Genomic DNA, 17,126 nt, shown 5'->3' on the forward strand with positions numbered 1-17,126 from the left:
AATTAAAGTTGTTAGTATTATAGTATATTTTCCAAAAATGTAAAATTATGCCATGGGAGAACGAAAGTGTATTTATAGCTGAGGGTCAAAGTTTAGATGTAGATGAACAGAAGAAAAAGGATATTTTAGATGTGATTGAATCTTGTAGCAGCTTTCAAGAGACTATAAAACAATTGGAGGAAAAAAATTTAATCTGGTATTTTATTGGCCCTTTACGCAAAGATGAGAACATTACAGGACAGATAAATTTAAAGTGGGAAAAGGAGTTCCAAAAATTTGAGCAATCAATAAACACAACGCATAAAGAACTTAAGTCGTCTCTGCCTGGTCAAAATTTCTTAGCGTATTCAACAAAAGATAATGACTTCAAAATTAGATTTGAAAATGAAGAAAAACCAATAGAAATTAGCAATATTTTAAGGGCCAGCAGTGAAGGTAAGGTTTATAACATATCTTTAGGGAAAGATAGTCAAATAACTGCGACCAAAAAAGGCAGCGAAAGGCACTATGATTTTACTGGTTCAAGCTCATGTGAAATGACCATTAACTGGCAGGCTAAGGATTCTGAAGGTAACAGCATAGACTGTAGCATGACCGTAAAATTGGATTCTGGTGGTATACAGAGTGTTATTGGTAAGCCAAAATTTGGTGATTTAAAGTTCACACCAGAGGAAACAAAAGATAAAATATTAAAATTAGTTGAGCAGAATAAAGAAGTTTTTATCAATGGAAAAACTCTGCATCAAGCTTTTACTAGGAGTGTAGACGATCAGCAAGTACCAGCAGAGGAAATATTTACAAAAGATCCACATATATCACCACAGTCACCTACACCAAGCAGCAGTGGGTATTCCTCTCCTAGCACACCTTCTTCACGTAGAAGTTCTATATCCACTAGTAGTGAATTTAGTGATGAAGATGAAATATTTGAGGATGATATGTCTGGTGATGAAGAAGAGCATGAACAAGAAGGAGCAAAAGGTGAAGTAGACGAAATTGAGGAATTAGAGAAAGAAAAAGAAACATTTGCTCAATATTTTGCAGCGCAGGCAAAGCAGCTTGAGGATCTAAGATTAGAACGTGACTCCTTGAGAGATAAAGTTAATGAACAACAGCGAGCGATATTTGAAAGAGATCAAAGAATAAAGGAACAAGATGCTTCTATTGAGTCACTTATAGAGAAATTCGAAAAATTAGAAGAACTTAATCAAAAGATAGAAAAAGAAGGTGATACACAAATAAGCGCATTAAGTGAGGGAAAGCAAATTTGGGAAGAAGAAGCTGAAAGACCTAAAACTGAATTAGCTTGGAAGGATCAAGATATTGAGCAGTTCACACAAGAGATAGAGAAAGAACTACAGGATAAAAATGATGTAATAGAGAGCTTAAATGATCAGTTGAAAGATAAGGAAGGTGAAACAAATGAGGCAAATAAAGAACTACAGAGAAAATTGGAGCAAAGTGAAGCTAATTTAACTGCACTAGAGGAAAAGAATGCAAATTTGGAGAATGACCTGAAGAAAATAGTGGAAGGTTTAAAGGATAATCATGAAAAGCAGTTGGCAGAACAGTTGATGGAAACAAAAAAGGAAAACAATACATTGGCTGAAACGGCGAGCCGATTGTCTAAAGAATTAAATGAATTACAGAGAGAAAAGGAAGATTTAGAGAGGGAAATTCAACAACTTGAACCTGGAAGATCACTTACAGATGAGCTAAGCGAAGAAAATACGAAGGGGGAAATAGAAAAGCTTCAATATCAACTTAAGGAAAAAGAAGGGATGTTAACGTGTACACAGGAAGAGCTGGCATCTGTCAAAGAGAGTCTAGAGCAACTGCAGAACATATTACAGCAAAAAGAAGGTCAGGAAGAAACAGCAGCTACATCAACTCAAACTGAAGTTGAATATGAAAGTAGAGGAACAAGCATGCAGCAGCAAGACCAAGGTATACAAGCTGTAAACAACAACTCAAGCAGAATAGCTAGTGGGTTAAGACAAGAAAACAAAAAATTGACTAGAGACAAACTAACTATATCTGAACAATTAAAACAAAAAATAAGAGAGATTGACGAGTTAAAGAAAAATTTAAAGCAATTACAAGAAGAAAATAAACAACTAAAACAAAAAGCTACTCAAAATGCAGGAGTTGATGCATCATCTTCAACAGACCAAAGAGAGACTAAGGAAGTGGAAGTTCAAACTGACGTGCAAATGAATGATTTCCATGATTTATATAATGAAAGAGGTGAATATGTTAAAACAGAATTCTCAAATCCAAACGCAGTCCCTGCTAAGGGTCCGGAAAAATCTCCTCCTCTTCCAAAAGGATGAGTTTTGCTTCTATTGTTAACTATAGCTAAGACGTCGTACTGCCATGACGCTAACGAGTAGCGGAATAATTAACCGTCATACCGCGATTCATTCGCGGTATCTCAGCCGCTAACAAGTAGCGGAATGACGAGGTTATCGTCATTCCGCCGCGGTATCTCTTAGCCGCTAACACGTAGCAGACCGTCATATCAACTATGTTTTTTTTAAATTTTTTGAATTTAGTTTTATTACAACTCTTGTTTATAATTTTGTATTTTTATTCAATTAGAAAATGCATTTTTGACAATAAACACCCTAATTTATCATAGAAAAATTTTATATCAAACAACAGTTACTGCTTAGAGCCTGTCTTGAAAGGGCTTAAGTAGCTAATTTAGTAAGCATAGAAGTAATCATATTAAAGAAGATATTGGTTTTTGAAGTAAGAGGAATAATCCTTGCTCATACGTCTAAAATTGGAAAGCCAAGCAAAGGTTCTCTCAACGTTTAGGAATAACCTGGAATCCTGTAACATCAACAGCTTTCTTGGTAATGGTTAATAAACATCCTGTTTCCAATAAACAGCGGTTTTGCTATGTATCCTTGATCAGCAAAAAACTTACGTAAAGTTGGAGCTTTGCATTTGGCTTGAACAAAAAGATTTGGGGCACCATCACGATCCTGAATGCTTGCACTGTGTACTTCAGCAGCAATTATAAGACCTACAGTATCCACAACAATGTGACGTTTTCTACCCTTTATCTTCTTGCCAGCATCATATCCTCTGGATCCCCTTTTTGAGTGGTTTTCACTGATTAATTATTCCTACCGAAGGTATTTCATTTTTGCCAACCATTTTTCTTACCTTTTTTACTAACATATCGTGTATTTCTTCCAATTTGCCACTATTACGCCACCTGAGAAAATAATCATACACCGTTTTCCATGGCGGAAAATCTTTTGGCAGCATTCTCCACTGGCAACCACCTCTCATTATATACCTTATTGCATTAATAATCGTTCTGATATTGTGCTTCCTTGGCCTCCCTATCTCTCCTTGTGCAACATGTGGCTCCAAAATTTCCCATTCTTTGTCACTTATATCACTTGGATACATTTTTACCTACTATTTTTTACTTATCTCATCATATTCTCTTTCTCATTTCTTTTCAAGACAAGTTCTAAGAGTATCATCTTTGATATATTTGGCAAAATCCATTTTTCCTCACTTAACACTATTGTATAAGTATTTTACTCAGTATTTCAGCAACTGTCAATTTTGCTAACAAATTGCGTGAAAATTTATAGAAAACACTGAACTCCGTAGCATTACAAAAAATCCAATTATTTTCTTGCATTACTCTCTGTCATCCAAGTAGCTAACACTGGTTCCTTTAGACGGCAGTGCCCTCTTCTTGTCATCCCAGTGCCCTTATAATGTCATCCCAGCACCTTCTTCTGTCATCCCAGCACCTTCTTCTGTCATCCCAGCACCTTCTTCTGTCATCCCAGTGCGTGACACTGGGATCTAGTTCTCTTTACAAATTCACCAAAAGTGTTTCATTCTATAACGCAAAACCCATATTCACAAAACCCAATGCATTACTTGCAGTTTTAAGTTTCCTAGATCCCAGTGTCACGCACTGGGATGACAAAAAAAGGAGCACTGGTTCACCTTATGACGGTGTCATCCTAATACCTTCCCCTGTCATCCCAGTGCGTGACACTGGGATCTCATTTTACTTTATGATGATGTTATGAAAGTAGCTGACACTGGGATCCAGAAGACTTAATTTCAACCAAATAATAAAGGCTAGATCCCAGTGTCACGCACTGGGATGACAGAAGAAGGTGCTGAGATGACAAAAAAAGGAGCACTGACCTCTCTTGGGCTCTTTTAGCTATAAACATTAAGAAATTTACCAAACGAAAAAAAAGGCAAAAGAAGCCCTAGTCATTGTCTATTTTCTGTATTGGCGTTTTTTTAAGTCTTAAACACTGCAATTTAGCTGCTTTTAAATGCAACTCACCTTAGTTTGAATGTTTAAGAAATTTACTAAGCAGAAAAAAAGGCAAAAGAAACCCCGTGGTAATTAGTGTTCACTTCCTAATCCTGCAAATTGGCGTACTATACTGTCTTAAACGACTTATAAGCGCGTTTCAGCTTATATAGGTAAAAACCTAGAAATATTGTGAAGACATAAGGTGCACATAGTGCAAAAAATTAAAAATAAGACGCCAACTACGTTGTTTTCTTGCTGTTTAATCTGCACAGATGAAGATAACTGAATACCTTCAGTTTCATGATAAGAGGACTGGCAAAGCTTGTCAAGTAAGTTTTTTCGTTTCTGCGGGCTACCTGAGTTTATTGACTTCATTAGAGCCAAAACTCTTGAGACCTAGGTGATAATTCTATCTAAAAGGATGCCAAAAAAGAGAAGCAACCCTATGTAGGAATTATTTTTAAATATGGACATGCATTGACTGGGATCGTCAGGATTGAAATTTTTGTATTGGTGGTGAAATATGAACCCTACAGCAAATAGAGCAATATAAAAAATGTTATTTAATGATGATAAGATACCAGCATATAGCCACGTCATAAGAGATATTAAATAAAATCTTTTCAACCAAGATTTTGTTGTATCACCAAAATATAATGCGGTAGATTTCATTCCGAGTTTTTCATCATCTTTTTTATCTTGATGAGCGTATACGGTGTCATAACTAAGCGTCCAAAAGACGCATCCTATATAAAACAGCAAGGATTCTATACTGATCTGGTTTATTATTGCTGCTGAGCCCATGAGCGATCCCATATTGAAGGTAAACCCTAAGAACAATTGTGGCCACCAAACATACCGCTTTAATAAAGGGTAAGTAGCTATCATACACATTGAGATTATTCCAAGTATAAGTGTAGTTTTATTAGTTAATAATAAGATTACCAGGGCAATAGACAGTAACAGTGAAAGTAAAGCTAAAGCCTGCTTTATGTTTAATGCACCACTTGCAAGTGGCCTATATTTTGTTCGTTCAACGTGCGCATCTATTTCCCTGTCGAAAATGTCATTGATTATGCACCCTGCAGGTCTCATTAAAAATGCACCTATAGTGAACAAAACAAGGAGAAAAAGAGCCTGATACGATAGAGAAGTTGAGGCTAAAAGAATACCGCTCAAACTGGGAAATAGCACAAGCCACAAACCTGTTAAACTGTGCAATCTCATTAATGAAAAGTAATGGTTGAAATACATTAATTAAGTGTGATTATGTAATATTTTGCTTACGTTAACAAAATTATCGAACGCTAAATCAGGCTTGAAAACTAACTCAGGTATAAATCGCAAATCAACATAACACAATATAGATTTACGTATTGACCATGCAGATTGGTTCATTTCATTAACAACAGTGTTAATATCACAATTATTCTCAGAAGGATCTCCAGTGCGTGATGCTGAAATCCATGTACTTTTTTCTGAATCTGAGTAGTCAGCTACTTGGATATTCAATGAAGATAACACAATATATACATCTGCTTTTTTCAAATCTTTACTTAATTTTACGTCAGATACCGCTACATTTTTATTGAACACCTTACCTTCCATTAGGACTCTTGATATTGCTCTATGCAATACCGATGCTATTTTTAGGTTTCTAATTTCCTTTTTCATATCCATCTACTATAACACCCTTTCTTCTTGCACTAATTGATAAGCTTCCAAAATATCTCCAACTTTAATATCGATATTACCCTCTAGTGATACTCCGCATTCAAAGTTTACACCTACTTCTTTAACATCATCTTTAAATCTACGTAGTGCTTTTAACTTTCCTTCATGCACCAATTTGCCACCACGCACTACCTTAATTAAAGAATCTTTTCTTATGACTCCATCACTTACGTAACATCCAATGATATTACCAGCTTTAGATACGTTAAATATTTGCCTCACAGATGCAGAACCAACACGAACCTCTCGTGTAACAGGCTTTAACATTTTAGTTAAATACATTCTCATGTCGTCAATGAGCTCGTATATTATGTTATAAGTATGTATTTCTACACCTTTTTGTTTTGCCAAGTCCCTTATTTTTGAGTCCACTTTTACATTAAAAGCTAAAATTACTGCACTTGATGCTTCTGCAAGCAGCACATCTGAATCTGTTATCCCTCCTACTGCTTTGTGTAGGATATTTAATTTCACTTGGTCTTTACCGAGTTTATCAATTGAACTTGATATTGCTTCAATAGAACCAGTTACATCGCACTTTAAAACTACGGATAGTTCTTCTGTTTCACTGTTATTACGACTGAATATATCTAAATTATTGTCGTCTGAATCTTCTTTCTTTTTCTTGATCAACTCTAGCCTGTATTCAACAATTTCGCGCGCCTGCTTTTCAGAATTTACAACAACAAATTTATCTCCAGCATTTGGCACACCATTTAGACCAGTAATTTCAATTGGAGCGGAGGGTAGTGCTGCTTTTTCTCTTTGACCAAGGTGATTAACCATACTACGTACTTTGCTGTATGTTGTACCAACTACCAATATATCACCAACCTTTAACGTTCCTTCCTCAACTATCAATGTAGCTGATATTCCTTTCGCTTTATCTATTTTGGATTCTATTACCCATCCAAGTGCTCGACAATCTTCTATTGCTTCTAGCTTCATTAATTCAGCGATTAACAAAATCGCCTCTTCTAGTTTATCTAAATTAGTTTTCTTTTTTGCTGATACTGGCACAATCATAATATCACCACCAAGCTCTTCAGAGATGAGATCATATTGAGGCAAACTATTAATTATTTTTTCTACATCACCAGGCTCAGATTTATCAATTTTATTAATAGCAACTATAATAGAAACATTTGCTGCTTTTGCATGATTTATTGCTTCAACTGTTTGTTTCATGATTCCATCGTCAGCTGCAACTACTATTACAACTATATTAGTAATATTGGCACCACATGCACGCATCGCAGTGAACGCTTCATGTCCTGGTGTATCAATAAAAGTAATTTTTTGCTTATCTTTTGTCGTTATTTGATAAGCACCTATGTGTTGAGTTATGCCACCTGACTCTCTTTCTGCAACATTAGATTCACGAAATGCATCGAGCAATGAGGTTTTACCATGATCGACGTGTCCCATAAAAGTGACGATTGGTGGTTTAGGTTTTTTAGGCAGGCTTTCTCTGCCTTCTATAAAAAATAAATCCTTTTCTCTGTTGGTATCGCTCACTCGTTTAGCCGTATGATTAAATTTTTCCACTATTTCAGATGCTATATCTGGATCCACCAGATCATCTACTCTATAACTCTCACCGACTTCTTCTTTGAACATTTTTAGCACACTCTTGCTATCTTCTGCCATACGAATAGATAACTCCCTGATAGTTATTTTGTCTGGTATAATAACTTCTCTTGATATATTTTTACCCTTAGTAAACTTTGACTTTCTACTTCTTATACCAAATCTTTGCTTAAATACAGGGGGTTGTTCAGTTTTTTCATCTATTGCCTGTGCAATTACCAGTTTAGAATGCTTAGAATATATATCTTTATTGACTTTAGAAGACTTTTTATCGTCGTCCTCATAGTCAATATTATCTTCTCTTAGTTCAACTAAGTGAGTATTACTTAAAACTTTCTTATTTATTTCTTTAGATAAAGTGTCCGCTTCATTTTTCTCGTCAATCTCTTTATTGCTGTCTTCTTTTGCTGTTTTCTCTTTTTCTTCTCTCTGATTTCTTTCTTTCAGCAAAGCAGCATTCTGCACAGCATTAATGCGGAAAATTTGTTCTTTCTCTGTTAAAGAACCTAATTTACTCTCGTCAAATAAATTATGTTCTTCTGCATCATGAGATTTTTTTCTTCTTTTTTTTACTATTGTAGCTCCAGTACTTGGGCTAGCTGAAGAGTTTAAATTGAGGTCTAATTTAAGCTTGCTTAAGCCTTGGAGCGTTAATTTTTTATTACTGATATCTTCATTATTCATATTATTTTATTATATTAACCCAAGCTTTTTACGTGCTTCTATGATTATTGAATCTACTGTATCTTTTAAATTTTCTTTACTATCAGCTGAGGAAGAGAGTATGCTGCAAAACTCATAACTTGATAAATCTGCTATGTCCTCTAAAGTCTTAATATCGTGTTTACTAAGAGCAATTTTATTGTCTATTGATAAAGTTAAATTGATTACATCATCTTCCATACCTAGACTTTTTAGCTCTTCTATTTTTCTATCATTTTCTGCTTTCAGATACTTGTTTGCTCTATTATGAAGTTCGTTTGCAATATCCTCATTAAAGCCCTCTATTGAAGCAAGCTCTTTAATTGAAGCGTTGGATATATCTTCTACGCTTGAAAAACCTTCTGTTACCAATAGCTGACCCATAATCTCTTCTAAGTTTAAAGCTTCAGCAAATAAAGCTGAACATTGACTAAGTTCTTTACTTCGCCTTTCTGATTCTTGCTGAGTGCTTAATATCTCAATTTTCCACCCAACAAGCTCTGAAGCTAATCTTACATTCTGGCCCTTTTTTCCTATAGCTAAACTCAATTGATCTTCAGCAACTATTAACTCTATGCAATTTTCATTTTCATCAATAATAACCTTCGATACTTCCGCAGGAGTAATGGCTTTAATAACAAATTGACCCAAATCTGAGGAGTAATTTATAACGTCAATTTTTTCACCATTTAATTCGTGTATAATAGTTTTTATTCTATCTCCCTTAACTCCAACACAAGCACCTACTGGATCAATGTTCTTGTCAGGAGAGAAAACAGCAACCTTAGACCTTGAGCCGGCGTCTCTAGCTATACCTTTAATTGTTACTAACCCGTCAGCAATTTCTGGTATTTCTTGATTTAATAATGCCTCTAAAAAGCCTTCATGAGTCCGAGAAAGAATAATTTGACGTCCATCATCAGAGCGCTTAACAGTCTGTATGTAAGTTTTAACCTTATCGCCTTCACGAAATGATTCACCACCGGTCAAATTTCGCAATGGAAGATATGCCCTAGTGCCATTTATGTCTATAATAAGATCTGAATATTCTACTTGTTTAACAATACCATACCTTATTTCTCCCACCTTATCTTTAAATTCCTCATATTGCTTTTTTGACTCTTCATCTTTAATTATTTGAGCAATCTTTTGCTGGGCAATCCTTGCTGAAGCAAGATCAGTGTTAAGAGAGAGCAATTCACTAACAGTATCTCCAACTTTTGCATCTCCTTTTATTAATTTAGCTTGTGTCAGCGTAATTGATTCATACTCAGTATTCTCTTCTCCATCTGATTCGTCATCAATAACTTTTAGTTTTCTGTATGAAGTAACTTTGCCTGTGTTTCTATCTATATTAACTATAATTTTACTTTTGCTACCATACTTTTGATAAGCCACTGCTTCTATAGCACTTTCTAGTGCCTTTATTACAACATCAAAACCTAAACCTTTTTGAAGTGAAAGCTCTCCTGCTGTTTTTATTACATCAAGGCTTCCAACTATGTTATTCTTGTTACTTTTCTGCTTAACACTGCTTTTACGATTAGCAATCATAATAAATAAATCCAATGTAATTAGTTATAATTATAGCTTCAACGGGCAAAGAACGCTATCTTAAATGTTAAATGATTGCTAATTTAAGTCAAGTTTTTTCATGTCTTTGTATGACAAGCAACGCAGGAGTAAAGAATAAAGTTAAGACCGTTGCAGCCAATATTCCACTTGCTATGGTTGTTGAAATGTCAACCCACCACTGGCTTGATGGAGCATCATATGTGATTTGTAGCGTAAAAAAATTGATATTTAACCTGGTAATCATCGGTATTAAACCAAGAACTGTGGTTGCAACGGTAAGCAATATTGGCCTAACGCGAGAAATTGCAGCATTTATTACACATCGCTTGATGTCATTTTTGTGTACCTTAATTTGGTGATGAAAGGCATCAAGCAATAGTATGTTATTATTCACTATAATTCCTGCCAAAGCAATTATCCCCACTCCACACATAACAACTACGAAAACTTGTTGGATAAGAAAGAAAACAAAAAACACACATGTTGTGGATAAAAACACTGCTGTCATTACGATAAATGTATGGTATACATTGTTAAACTGTGTCACTAATACCAATATCATTAGTGTAATCGCTAATATAAAAGCCTTTAACAAAAATGTTCCTGATTTTTGTTGATCTTCTTTGTCGCCTTTAAAATCAATTTTTACTCCCTTGTCCCAATTCTGGGCAATAGAATTCTGAATGAACTTTACTCTTTCATTAACAAGATAGCCAGTATCCACATCAGCGGAAATTGTCACTGTACGTAATCCATCAATCCTATTTAGTTTGTTTACCTTTTTTTCGGGAGCATATTTTACTATGTTGCTCATAGGATACGGGCCATTAACTGTATTGATAAAAAGATTATCTATAGTCTTCATGTTGCGGTCCCTTCTGGGGAAACGGAGTACAATATCGATTTCTTCATCCGTGTTATTTGGTCTATATTTTCCAATCAACACTCCATTTGTAACCATCTTTATAAAATCGCCAATGGTTGCAACACTTACTCCAGAACTTGTAGCCTTACTCTTATCAACACTCATATTCCACTCTATTTCAGGTGCTGATCTGCTATCTTGAATATTTATAAACCCGGATGAAGGTTGGTCCATAATTTTTAGAATTTTCTCTGCTGCTAAATTCAAATTGGATGCACTCCCGCTGAGGTTAATTTGTATTGGCTTGTCAGCCGACGGTCCTGACTTTTCCTCTTGAACATTAATTATTATTCCTTTCATGTCTTGCACACTGCTCCTTATATCGTTTAATATGTGCTTAGCTTTGCGCCTGAAGCGCCAATCCATAAGTTCTAGTTGAATTTTGGCGATAACGTTGTCTGAAAATGCTCCTGATCTAGCATAAGAAACATGAATTTCTTTTTCAACGCTCAAAATGCGTTCTTCCACTTCTTTGAGTATCAGATCTCGTTCTTTGGCTGATAAGCTTTCTTTTGCTTTAACACTGATTAAAATATTATCTGAATCCACTTTCGGAAAAAACTTCACTCCAGGACCAAAGGTAAAGTACAGCACACTAAATGAAAACAGGACGAATACAGTAGCACATATGAATTTTTTAGGATGATCTAAAACCTTCTCTAGCATGCGTATGTAAGCTCTTATTATAGGCCCAGCATTTTTTATCTCACCACTTTCTATATCACTCGTTTTTTTTATTTCTTTTTTTGAAGTTATCGAAGGCTTGCCAAATATTGCACCAAGTGTTGGTATAAAAACCAAAGCCATAATGAGCGATCCAGTCAAAGTTAGAATTATTGTAATTGGTATGTACTGCATGAATTTACCAACAGTATCAGGCCAGAATAATAGAGGAAAAAACACTGCTAATTTAGTTAACGTCGATGATAGAACTGGATAAAACATATCACGAACTGAAGTGTGAAAGGCTTCTACTTTGTCCATTCCGCAGATCATCTTTCTATCGGCATATTCGCTGATCACAATTGCATCATCAACCAGCATGCCAACAGCCATGATTAAACTGAAGAGCACAACGATATTTAAGGTTATGCCCATAAAGTAAAGAGCTATTATCCCAATGAGAAAGGAACCGGGTATCGAGAGTGCCACAAGAATAGCAATCCTTGTTCCCATAGAAAGCATCATTATGATCAATATTAACAACACAGCGAATATTATGCCGTTTTCCAAGTCATCAAGCACATCGCGGACGTTTTTTGACTGGTCATTTAAGTACACCACTTTTAAATTTTCAGGTAATTGATCTTTTGCCTTATCCATTAAGTATTTTACTTGATTTACTGTGTCTATTATGTTTTTTCCGTTACGTTTTGAAATTTCTAGCACGACACTAGGTAATCCATTAATGCGAGCAAACCCTTGGTGATCCTCAAACCTAGGGTATACTTTTGCTATATCTTTGATTCTCAAAACTGCATCGCCTTGAGATCTAATAGGAATATTCATAATATCTTCTATATCTTTTAATAACCCTGATATTTTAATCGAATATTTACCGGTATCATTTTCCAGTGACCCAGCTCCCACTAGTCTGTTATTGCTTGATATAGCTTGGAATATTTCGTTTGATTGAATGTTATATTTTGTTAGAACTGTGGGCTCAATTATAACTTCTACTGTTTCTTTACGCATACCTGCCACTTCAACTTTGAGAACATTTGGCAGAGATTCTATTTCTTTCTTTAGCTTGCGTGCTATTTCAGTTAAGGCTCTTTCTGGCAAATTACCAATTAAGCCGACATTGAGTATCGGAAATAAGCTCAAGTTTATTTCATTTATTATTGGAGATTCCGCTTCAACAGGTAACTTCGATTTTATGTTTGAAAGCTTTGAACGGACATTATCGAGCACTTCTTTATTATCATACTCTGTTCCAAATTCGAGTATCATGTGAGCACCATCATTAGTCGCGAATGCCTTTAGTTCTCTTACACCTTCGATGGATCTTAGTTCATTTTCTATAGGAAGCACTAATAGCTTTTCACTATCTTGAGCAGAAATCCCAGGAAGTCCAACAAACACGCTGATTATAGGAATCTGTATATCAGGGTTACTTTCTCTTGGCATTTTTACATAAACGTATGAACCGAAGATAAAAATTACTATAAGTAATAATACCACCGCCCTGTTTCGCTCTATGAGTAAGCTCTGCATGTTAAATGTTAACTGAATATGTGCGTTTGTACAATATTATAGTCGAGATACATTGCATATTAATTAATCCTTGTATAGCTTTAAAACTTTACGCAAATAATTAAAATTTTCGCAAAATTGCAAATATAAGAAAATTTCTGTATAATAATTCTAGAACAGTATTTGAGAGGTTATTATGGTGGCAATTCTAAATATAACAAAAGGCAAAAATAAAGTTATTGTGTCTGGACTAGCTGGGGCTTTATCAGCTTTAATATTTTTAGCAGCAATCCACATTGCTGCAAAGATAGCCATTATCATTTCTGCTGCTGTGGTTACTTACTTATTACTTTCGCTGATTCATAAAATAAGAACTAAAAAAGAACAGCCTGCTAAAATTACTGGTGTTTCAGAAGATGAAGGGTATAGCAGTGTTGATGAAGGTGAAGGAAAAGATACAGAAATATCCGCAAAAGAACCAGAAAGAACTGAAGCTGAGCTAGAAGAAGAAATAATAAGGAAAAGAGCAGAAGAAGAAATGAAAAATGGACTACCTGAACATATGGATTTCAAAGGTAATTCACTTTCTGAAAGCGCTGATACTGATGATACAAGTCGGACTAAATACGCAACGGACTATATGGACTTAATGCGATTCCCTCCTATGCATATGAATGGATGTTACCAAGAAATCAAAGAACCTACCAATGCTCCGAGAACTTCCGTAAGTAATTATCCAATGACAGTGCCAGAGCGGCTAACTGCGGCTAACTATGGAAAATATTAGACTTCTTGCATAACCGTATAACATTGGGAATAGAAACGAAAAACTTCCTTGACAAACTCCGCCAGCCCCCTTATCATGAGACTGAAGCTATTTATTTATCTTCTCTGTACAGATTAAATGACAAAAAAACTCACGTATCTGGCATATCATGTTTAATTTTTTGCACTATGTGCACCTTATGTCTTAAAATTTCTACCTACATAAGCTGAAACGCGCTTATAAAGCGTTTAAAACATAAAAAAACGCCAACTTAAAAAATGGATAGTGAATAACTAGCTACCCTAGGGTTTCTTTTGCCTTTTTTTCTGTTTAGTAAATTTCTTAACGTTTATAATTTAGGTTAGTTGCATTTAAAAGTAGCTGAATCGCGGTTATTAAGTGTTTAGAATAAAAAAACGCCATACTTGAAAGTATAATGTAAGTAATTAGCCAACCACGGGGCTTCTTTTGCCTTTTTTTTCGTTTGGTAAATTTCTTAAGTATTTATGGCTAAAGTAATTTAGGCCTACCGACAACCGTCATCCCGCTGCTTGTTAGCGGCTGAGATACCGCGAATGAATCGCGGTATGACGGTTCGCGGCGGCATGACAGCTAAGTAATTCGTCATCCCGCTGCTTGTTAGCGGGATCTATGTTAAGGTATGACGGTTAAGTATCCCGCTACATGTTAGCGGCTGAGATACCGCGAATGAATCGCGGTATGACGTAGGATTGCTGTCATCCCGCTGCTTGTCTATGCTAAGAGATACCGCGAATGAATCGCGGTATGACGTGTTAGCTATACCTTTTTTCTACTTAGTTTGGGTTATGCAAGAAGTCTATTGTTAACCAACGTGGTTAGAATTTATATCAAACTCTCCATCTTATATTGAGGGTCAGACGCAATGCCGTAGACCCTATTTGGCGGAGCAATTTTGTTCTCTATACCAAAAGTCATACCTTCAATTATTGCTGTGAGTACTTTTTCAAGGTCACAATCTGCTCCGGGAACACGGTGCTCTAGGCAGCATCTTTTGGAATCGTTGCCAAAATAGGGAATTCTTATCGCAGCAGTTCTGTTATTTACTCCCCAACTAATCGTAGTTGGAGTATGAATATCCGGGTACTGAAATCTTAAATATGAATCATCATTTGGAGCAAAGAACAACATATGTTTTTTCATCATTGCACATAATCCACCAATACTATGAATCAAATAATCACTATACTTTTGCTCATTGATATAAAATAAGTTATCGTTATTTGAATTCACGAGATTAACATGCACATTTAATGCACTGCCTGCTCTATCCAAATAAGGCTTTGCTTTAAAAGAAACATTCCCGCCAAGTTTTTGTGCTGTTTCAGTAAGTAATTGTTTCGCTAACTCAAAATGCTTAATTAAATTGTCGGAGTTCGTATAACAACCACTTTTTATCTCATATTGATGTGTAGAATTCTCCTTCTCGCAAGAAAATTCAAGAGATGCTATTTTATTTTTGATGCTACTCAGAAATAAATATTCTTTTTCTATTCCCTCAATATAAAACTCTAGTTCAATACCGAATACAGCATAACAACTCAAATTACTTAATATAATCATAAATTTGCTTCAGTAAATCTATATTAGGTTAGCTATATTTATATGAATACTTTACTTATTTGCCAGTAAATTTAACATCTTATTTATACATAATGTATTACTATTTTTAATAGCATGCTTCTAATCCTCGATACAAGCGACATTTACAAATTTTTCATTTTTTTGAAATAAAAATGATCAATTTTAGTGTTTTTATACCCTTTACAACCCATCAAAAAATCACCATAATTTTTAGTATGTATTAAGTAGTATTAGCTTTTCATTTTGCAGTAAGCTATTGATTATCTTATGTTTTTCTAATTATTGCTTTTTTCTTGGTGTGGTATATGAACTTAACTAGCCCTAAGGTTTCTACTATGTTTTTTGATCAGATTATTACAGTAACAGATCACAATGTTACTTGGGAAAAAATCCAAAATTGTCTTTATAATCTTTATGGAGAAGCAACATATAACAGCTGGCTGAGTTCGCTAAAATTTGTCAGTAGCAGAAATGGGGAAGTTCTTTTATCCGTGTCAACAAGGTTTATAAAAGAGTGGATTACAGTTCATTACATGAAAAAAATATTATCATTATGGCAAAGCGAAGATAAAAGTATACGTTCTATTGATATTCAAGTAATTGAGGAAAGGAATTCAAATTTTAATGTTATACTAAAAAACAGAGAGGAAAGTAATCATAATCTTGGTTCGCCGCTGGATCCAAGGTTCACCTTTGATAATTTTGTAGTGGGAAAGCCAAATGAATTAGCATTTACGGCGGCAAAGCGTGTGGCAGAATCTATAGATCCAATATTAGGCAGCAATCCTTTGTTTCTATATGGTGGAGTGGGACTTGGTAAAACACATCTAATGCATGCTATAGCTTGGCACATAGTCAATTCCCCATCAACAAAAAGAAAAGTGGTGTATTTATCAGCAGAGAAATTCATGTACCAATATATTACAGCGCTGCGAAGCAAAGATATTATGTTATTTAAAGAGCAATTTAGATCAGTAGATGTATTGATGGTAGATGATGTGCAATTTATCAGTGGTAAAGATAGTACACAAGAAGAATTTTTTCACACTTTCAATGCATTGATAGACCAAAATAAGCAATTGGTTATATCAGCTGATAGGTCTCCTAGTGATCTTGATGGAGTGGAAGAAAGAATAAGATCACGACTCGGTTGGGGGTTGGTGGCAGATATTAATGAAACAACTTTTGAATTAAGACTTGGTATATTGCAGGCAAAAGTGGAGCAGATGAATATGTATGTTCCGAAAGATGTCCTAGAGTTTTTAGCAAGGAACATAAAATCTAATATAAGAGAATTAGAAGGAGCATTAAATAAGGTTACCCATACCTCATTAATTGGAAGAAGTATGACGGTAGAATCAGCTAGTGAAACCCTAATCGATCTTCTTAGGTCAAATCATAGGTCAATCACAATAGAAGAAATACAAAAGAAAGTAGCTGAATTTTTCAATATAAAGGTTGCAGATATGCAATCCAATAGAAGACTTCGCAGTCTTGCAAGGCCAAGACAAATAGCTATGTATTTTGCCAAAAAATTTACGCAAAAAAGCCTACCAGATATTGGGAGAAACTTTGGTGGCAGAGACCATGCTACTGTTATACATGCAGTAAAACAAGTAGAAAATTTTATAAAGACCGACTCAAAATTTGCTGATGAAATCAATCGATTAAAAAAGATGTTTAAGTAGCGTTTTTAAAAT

13 protein-coding genes are annotated in these 17,126 nt (G+C 35.0%); 4 read left to right on the forward strand and 9 right to left on the reverse strand.

What is annotated here, in order from left to right:
- Positions 1 to 47: 47 nt before the first annotated feature.
- A complete protein-coding gene (locus ABWU58_RS01740) occupies positions 48 to 2,333 on the forward strand; it encodes a hypothetical protein (protein ID WP_353283421.1) in 2,286 nt (761 codons plus the stop codon).
- A 513-nt stretch (positions 2,334 to 2,846) separates the two neighbouring features.
- On the opposite strand, the gene ABWU58_RS01745 is transcribed toward ABWU58_RS01740, so the two are convergent.
- The gene (locus ABWU58_RS01745; RefSeq protein WP_353283690.1) at positions 2,847 to 3,128 is read right to left on the reverse strand and encodes a transposase; all 282 of its coding nucleotides are present in this window, start codon (positions 3,126 to 3,128) and stop codon (positions 2,847 to 2,849) included.
- On the reverse strand, positions 3,121 to 3,429 hold the full coding sequence (locus ABWU58_RS01750) for a transposase (protein WP_353283422.1): 309 nt from the start codon (positions 3,427 to 3,429) through the stop codon (positions 3,121 to 3,123). The genes ABWU58_RS01745 and ABWU58_RS01750 overlap by 8 nt, the downstream gene beginning before the upstream one ends.
- Positions 3,430 to 3,716: 287 nt before the next feature.
- Here ABWU58_RS01750 and ABWU58_RS01755 point away from each other — a divergent pair, with 287 nt between their 5' ends.
- Positions 3,717 to 4,073 (forward strand): hypothetical protein, encoded by a 357-nt coding sequence (locus ABWU58_RS01755; RefSeq protein WP_353283423.1) that lies wholly within the window; start codon positions 3,717 to 3,719, stop codon positions 4,071 to 4,073.
- Here ABWU58_RS01755 and ABWU58_RS01760 read toward each other — a convergent pair.
- The 6 genes from ABWU58_RS01760 to ABWU58_RS01785 all read right to left on the reverse strand — a co-directional run bounded on the left by ABWU58_RS01760 (position 4,068) and on the right by ABWU58_RS01785 (position 13,058).
- The gene (locus tag ABWU58_RS01760) at positions 4,068 to 4,223 is read right to left on the reverse strand and encodes a hypothetical protein (protein ID WP_353282999.1); all 156 of its coding nucleotides are present in this window, start codon (positions 4,221 to 4,223) and stop codon (positions 4,068 to 4,070) included. The genes ABWU58_RS01755 and ABWU58_RS01760 overlap by 6 nt on opposite strands.
- Before the next feature lie 488 nt (positions 4,224 to 4,711).
- Positions 4,712 to 5,569, reverse strand: coding sequence for a 4-hydroxybenzoate octaprenyltransferase (gene ubiA / locus ABWU58_RS01765; protein WP_353283424.1), 858 nt, complete (start codon positions 5,567 to 5,569; stop codon positions 4,712 to 4,714).
- A 3-nt stretch (positions 5,570 to 5,572) separates the two neighbouring features.
- Positions 5,573 to 5,989 (reverse strand): ribosome-binding factor A, encoded by a 417-nt coding sequence (locus ABWU58_RS01770; protein WP_353283425.1) that lies wholly within the window; start codon positions 5,987 to 5,989, stop codon positions 5,573 to 5,575.
- A 9-nt stretch (positions 5,990 to 5,998) separates the two neighbouring features.
- On the reverse strand, positions 5,999 to 8,323 hold the full coding sequence (infB, locus tag ABWU58_RS01775; protein ID WP_353283426.1) for a translation initiation factor IF-2: 2,325 nt from the start codon (positions 8,321 to 8,323) through the stop codon (positions 5,999 to 6,001).
- A gap of 9 nt (positions 8,324 to 8,332) precedes the next feature.
- Positions 8,333 to 9,895, reverse strand: coding sequence for a transcription termination factor NusA (gene nusA, locus ABWU58_RS01780; protein ID WP_353283427.1), 1,563 nt, complete (start codon positions 9,893 to 9,895; stop codon positions 8,333 to 8,335).
- Positions 9,896 to 9,983: 88 nt separating this feature from the next.
- The gene (locus ABWU58_RS01785; protein WP_353283428.1) at positions 9,984 to 13,058 is read right to left on the reverse strand and encodes an efflux RND transporter permease subunit; all 3,075 of its coding nucleotides are present in this window, start codon (positions 13,056 to 13,058) and stop codon (positions 9,984 to 9,986) included.
- Positions 13,059 to 13,233: 175 nt separating this feature from the next.
- Between ABWU58_RS01785 and ABWU58_RS01790 the strand changes: the two genes are divergently transcribed.
- Positions 13,234 to 13,824 carry a hypothetical protein gene (locus ABWU58_RS01790; RefSeq protein WP_353283429.1) on the forward strand — a complete coding sequence of 197 codons (591 nt, stop codon included), beginning with the start codon at positions 13,234 to 13,236 and terminating at the stop codon, positions 13,822 to 13,824.
- 843 nt (positions 13,825 to 14,667) lie between these two features.
- Here ABWU58_RS01790 and ABWU58_RS01795 read toward each other — a convergent pair.
- A complete protein-coding gene (locus tag ABWU58_RS01795; protein ID WP_353283430.1) occupies positions 14,668 to 15,405 on the reverse strand; it encodes a glutamine synthetase in 738 nt (245 codons plus the stop codon).
- A 326-nt stretch (positions 15,406 to 15,731) separates the two neighbouring features.
- On the opposite strand from ABWU58_RS01795, the gene dnaA reads away from it, so the two are divergent.
- The gene (gene dnaA / locus ABWU58_RS01800; RefSeq protein WP_353283431.1) at positions 15,732 to 17,114 is read left to right on the forward strand and encodes a chromosomal replication initiator protein DnaA; all 1,383 of its coding nucleotides are present in this window, start codon (positions 15,732 to 15,734) and stop codon (positions 17,112 to 17,114) included.
- Positions 17,115 to 17,126 lie beyond the last annotated feature (12 nt).

The organism is Wolbachia endosymbiont (group A) of Pogonocherus hispidulus (assembly GCF_964028195.1).
GTDB lineage: Bacteria > Pseudomonadota > Alphaproteobacteria > Rickettsiales > Anaplasmataceae > Wolbachia.

Excerpts from the sequence above, each read along its gene's own strand:
- ABWU58_RS01740 (WP_353283421.1), top strand. The coding sequence starts at position 48 with ATGCCATGGGAGAACGAAAGTGTATTTATAGCTGAGGGTCAAAGTTTA.
- ABWU58_RS01750 (WP_353283422.1), bottom strand. The coding sequence starts at position 3,429 with ATGTATCCAAGTGATATAAGTGACAAAGAATGGGAAATTTTGGAGCCA.
- ABWU58_RS01760 (WP_353282999.1), bottom strand. The coding sequence starts at position 4,223 with ATGTTTATAGCTAAAAGAGCCCAAGAGAGGTCAGTGCTCCTTTTTTTG.
- ubiA (WP_353283424.1), bottom strand. The coding sequence starts at position 5,569 with ATGTATTTCAACCATTACTTTTCATTAATGAGATTGCACAGTTTAACA.
- ABWU58_RS01770 (WP_353283425.1), bottom strand. The coding sequence starts at position 5,989 with ATGAAAAAGGAAATTAGAAACCTAAAAATAGCATCGGTATTGCATAGA.
- infB (WP_353283426.1), bottom strand. The coding sequence starts at position 8,323 with ATGAATAATGAAGATATCAGTAATAAAAAATTAACGCTCCAAGGCTTA.
- nusA (WP_353283427.1), bottom strand. The coding sequence starts at position 9,895 with ATGATTGCTAATCGTAAAAGCAGTGTTAAGCAGAAAAGTAACAAGAAT.
- ABWU58_RS01785 (WP_353283428.1), bottom strand. The coding sequence starts at position 13,058 with ATGCAGAGCTTACTCATAGAGCGAAACAGGGCGGTGGTATTATTACTT.
- ABWU58_RS01790 (WP_353283429.1), top strand. The coding sequence starts at position 13,234 with ATGGTGGCAATTCTAAATATAACAAAAGGCAAAAATAAAGTTATTGTG.
- ABWU58_RS01795 (WP_353283430.1), bottom strand. The coding sequence starts at position 15,405 with ATGATTATATTAAGTAATTTGAGTTGTTATGCTGTATTCGGTATTGAA.
- dnaA (WP_353283431.1), top strand. The coding sequence starts at position 15,732 with ATGAACTTAACTAGCCCTAAGGTTTCTACTATGTTTTTTGATCAGATT.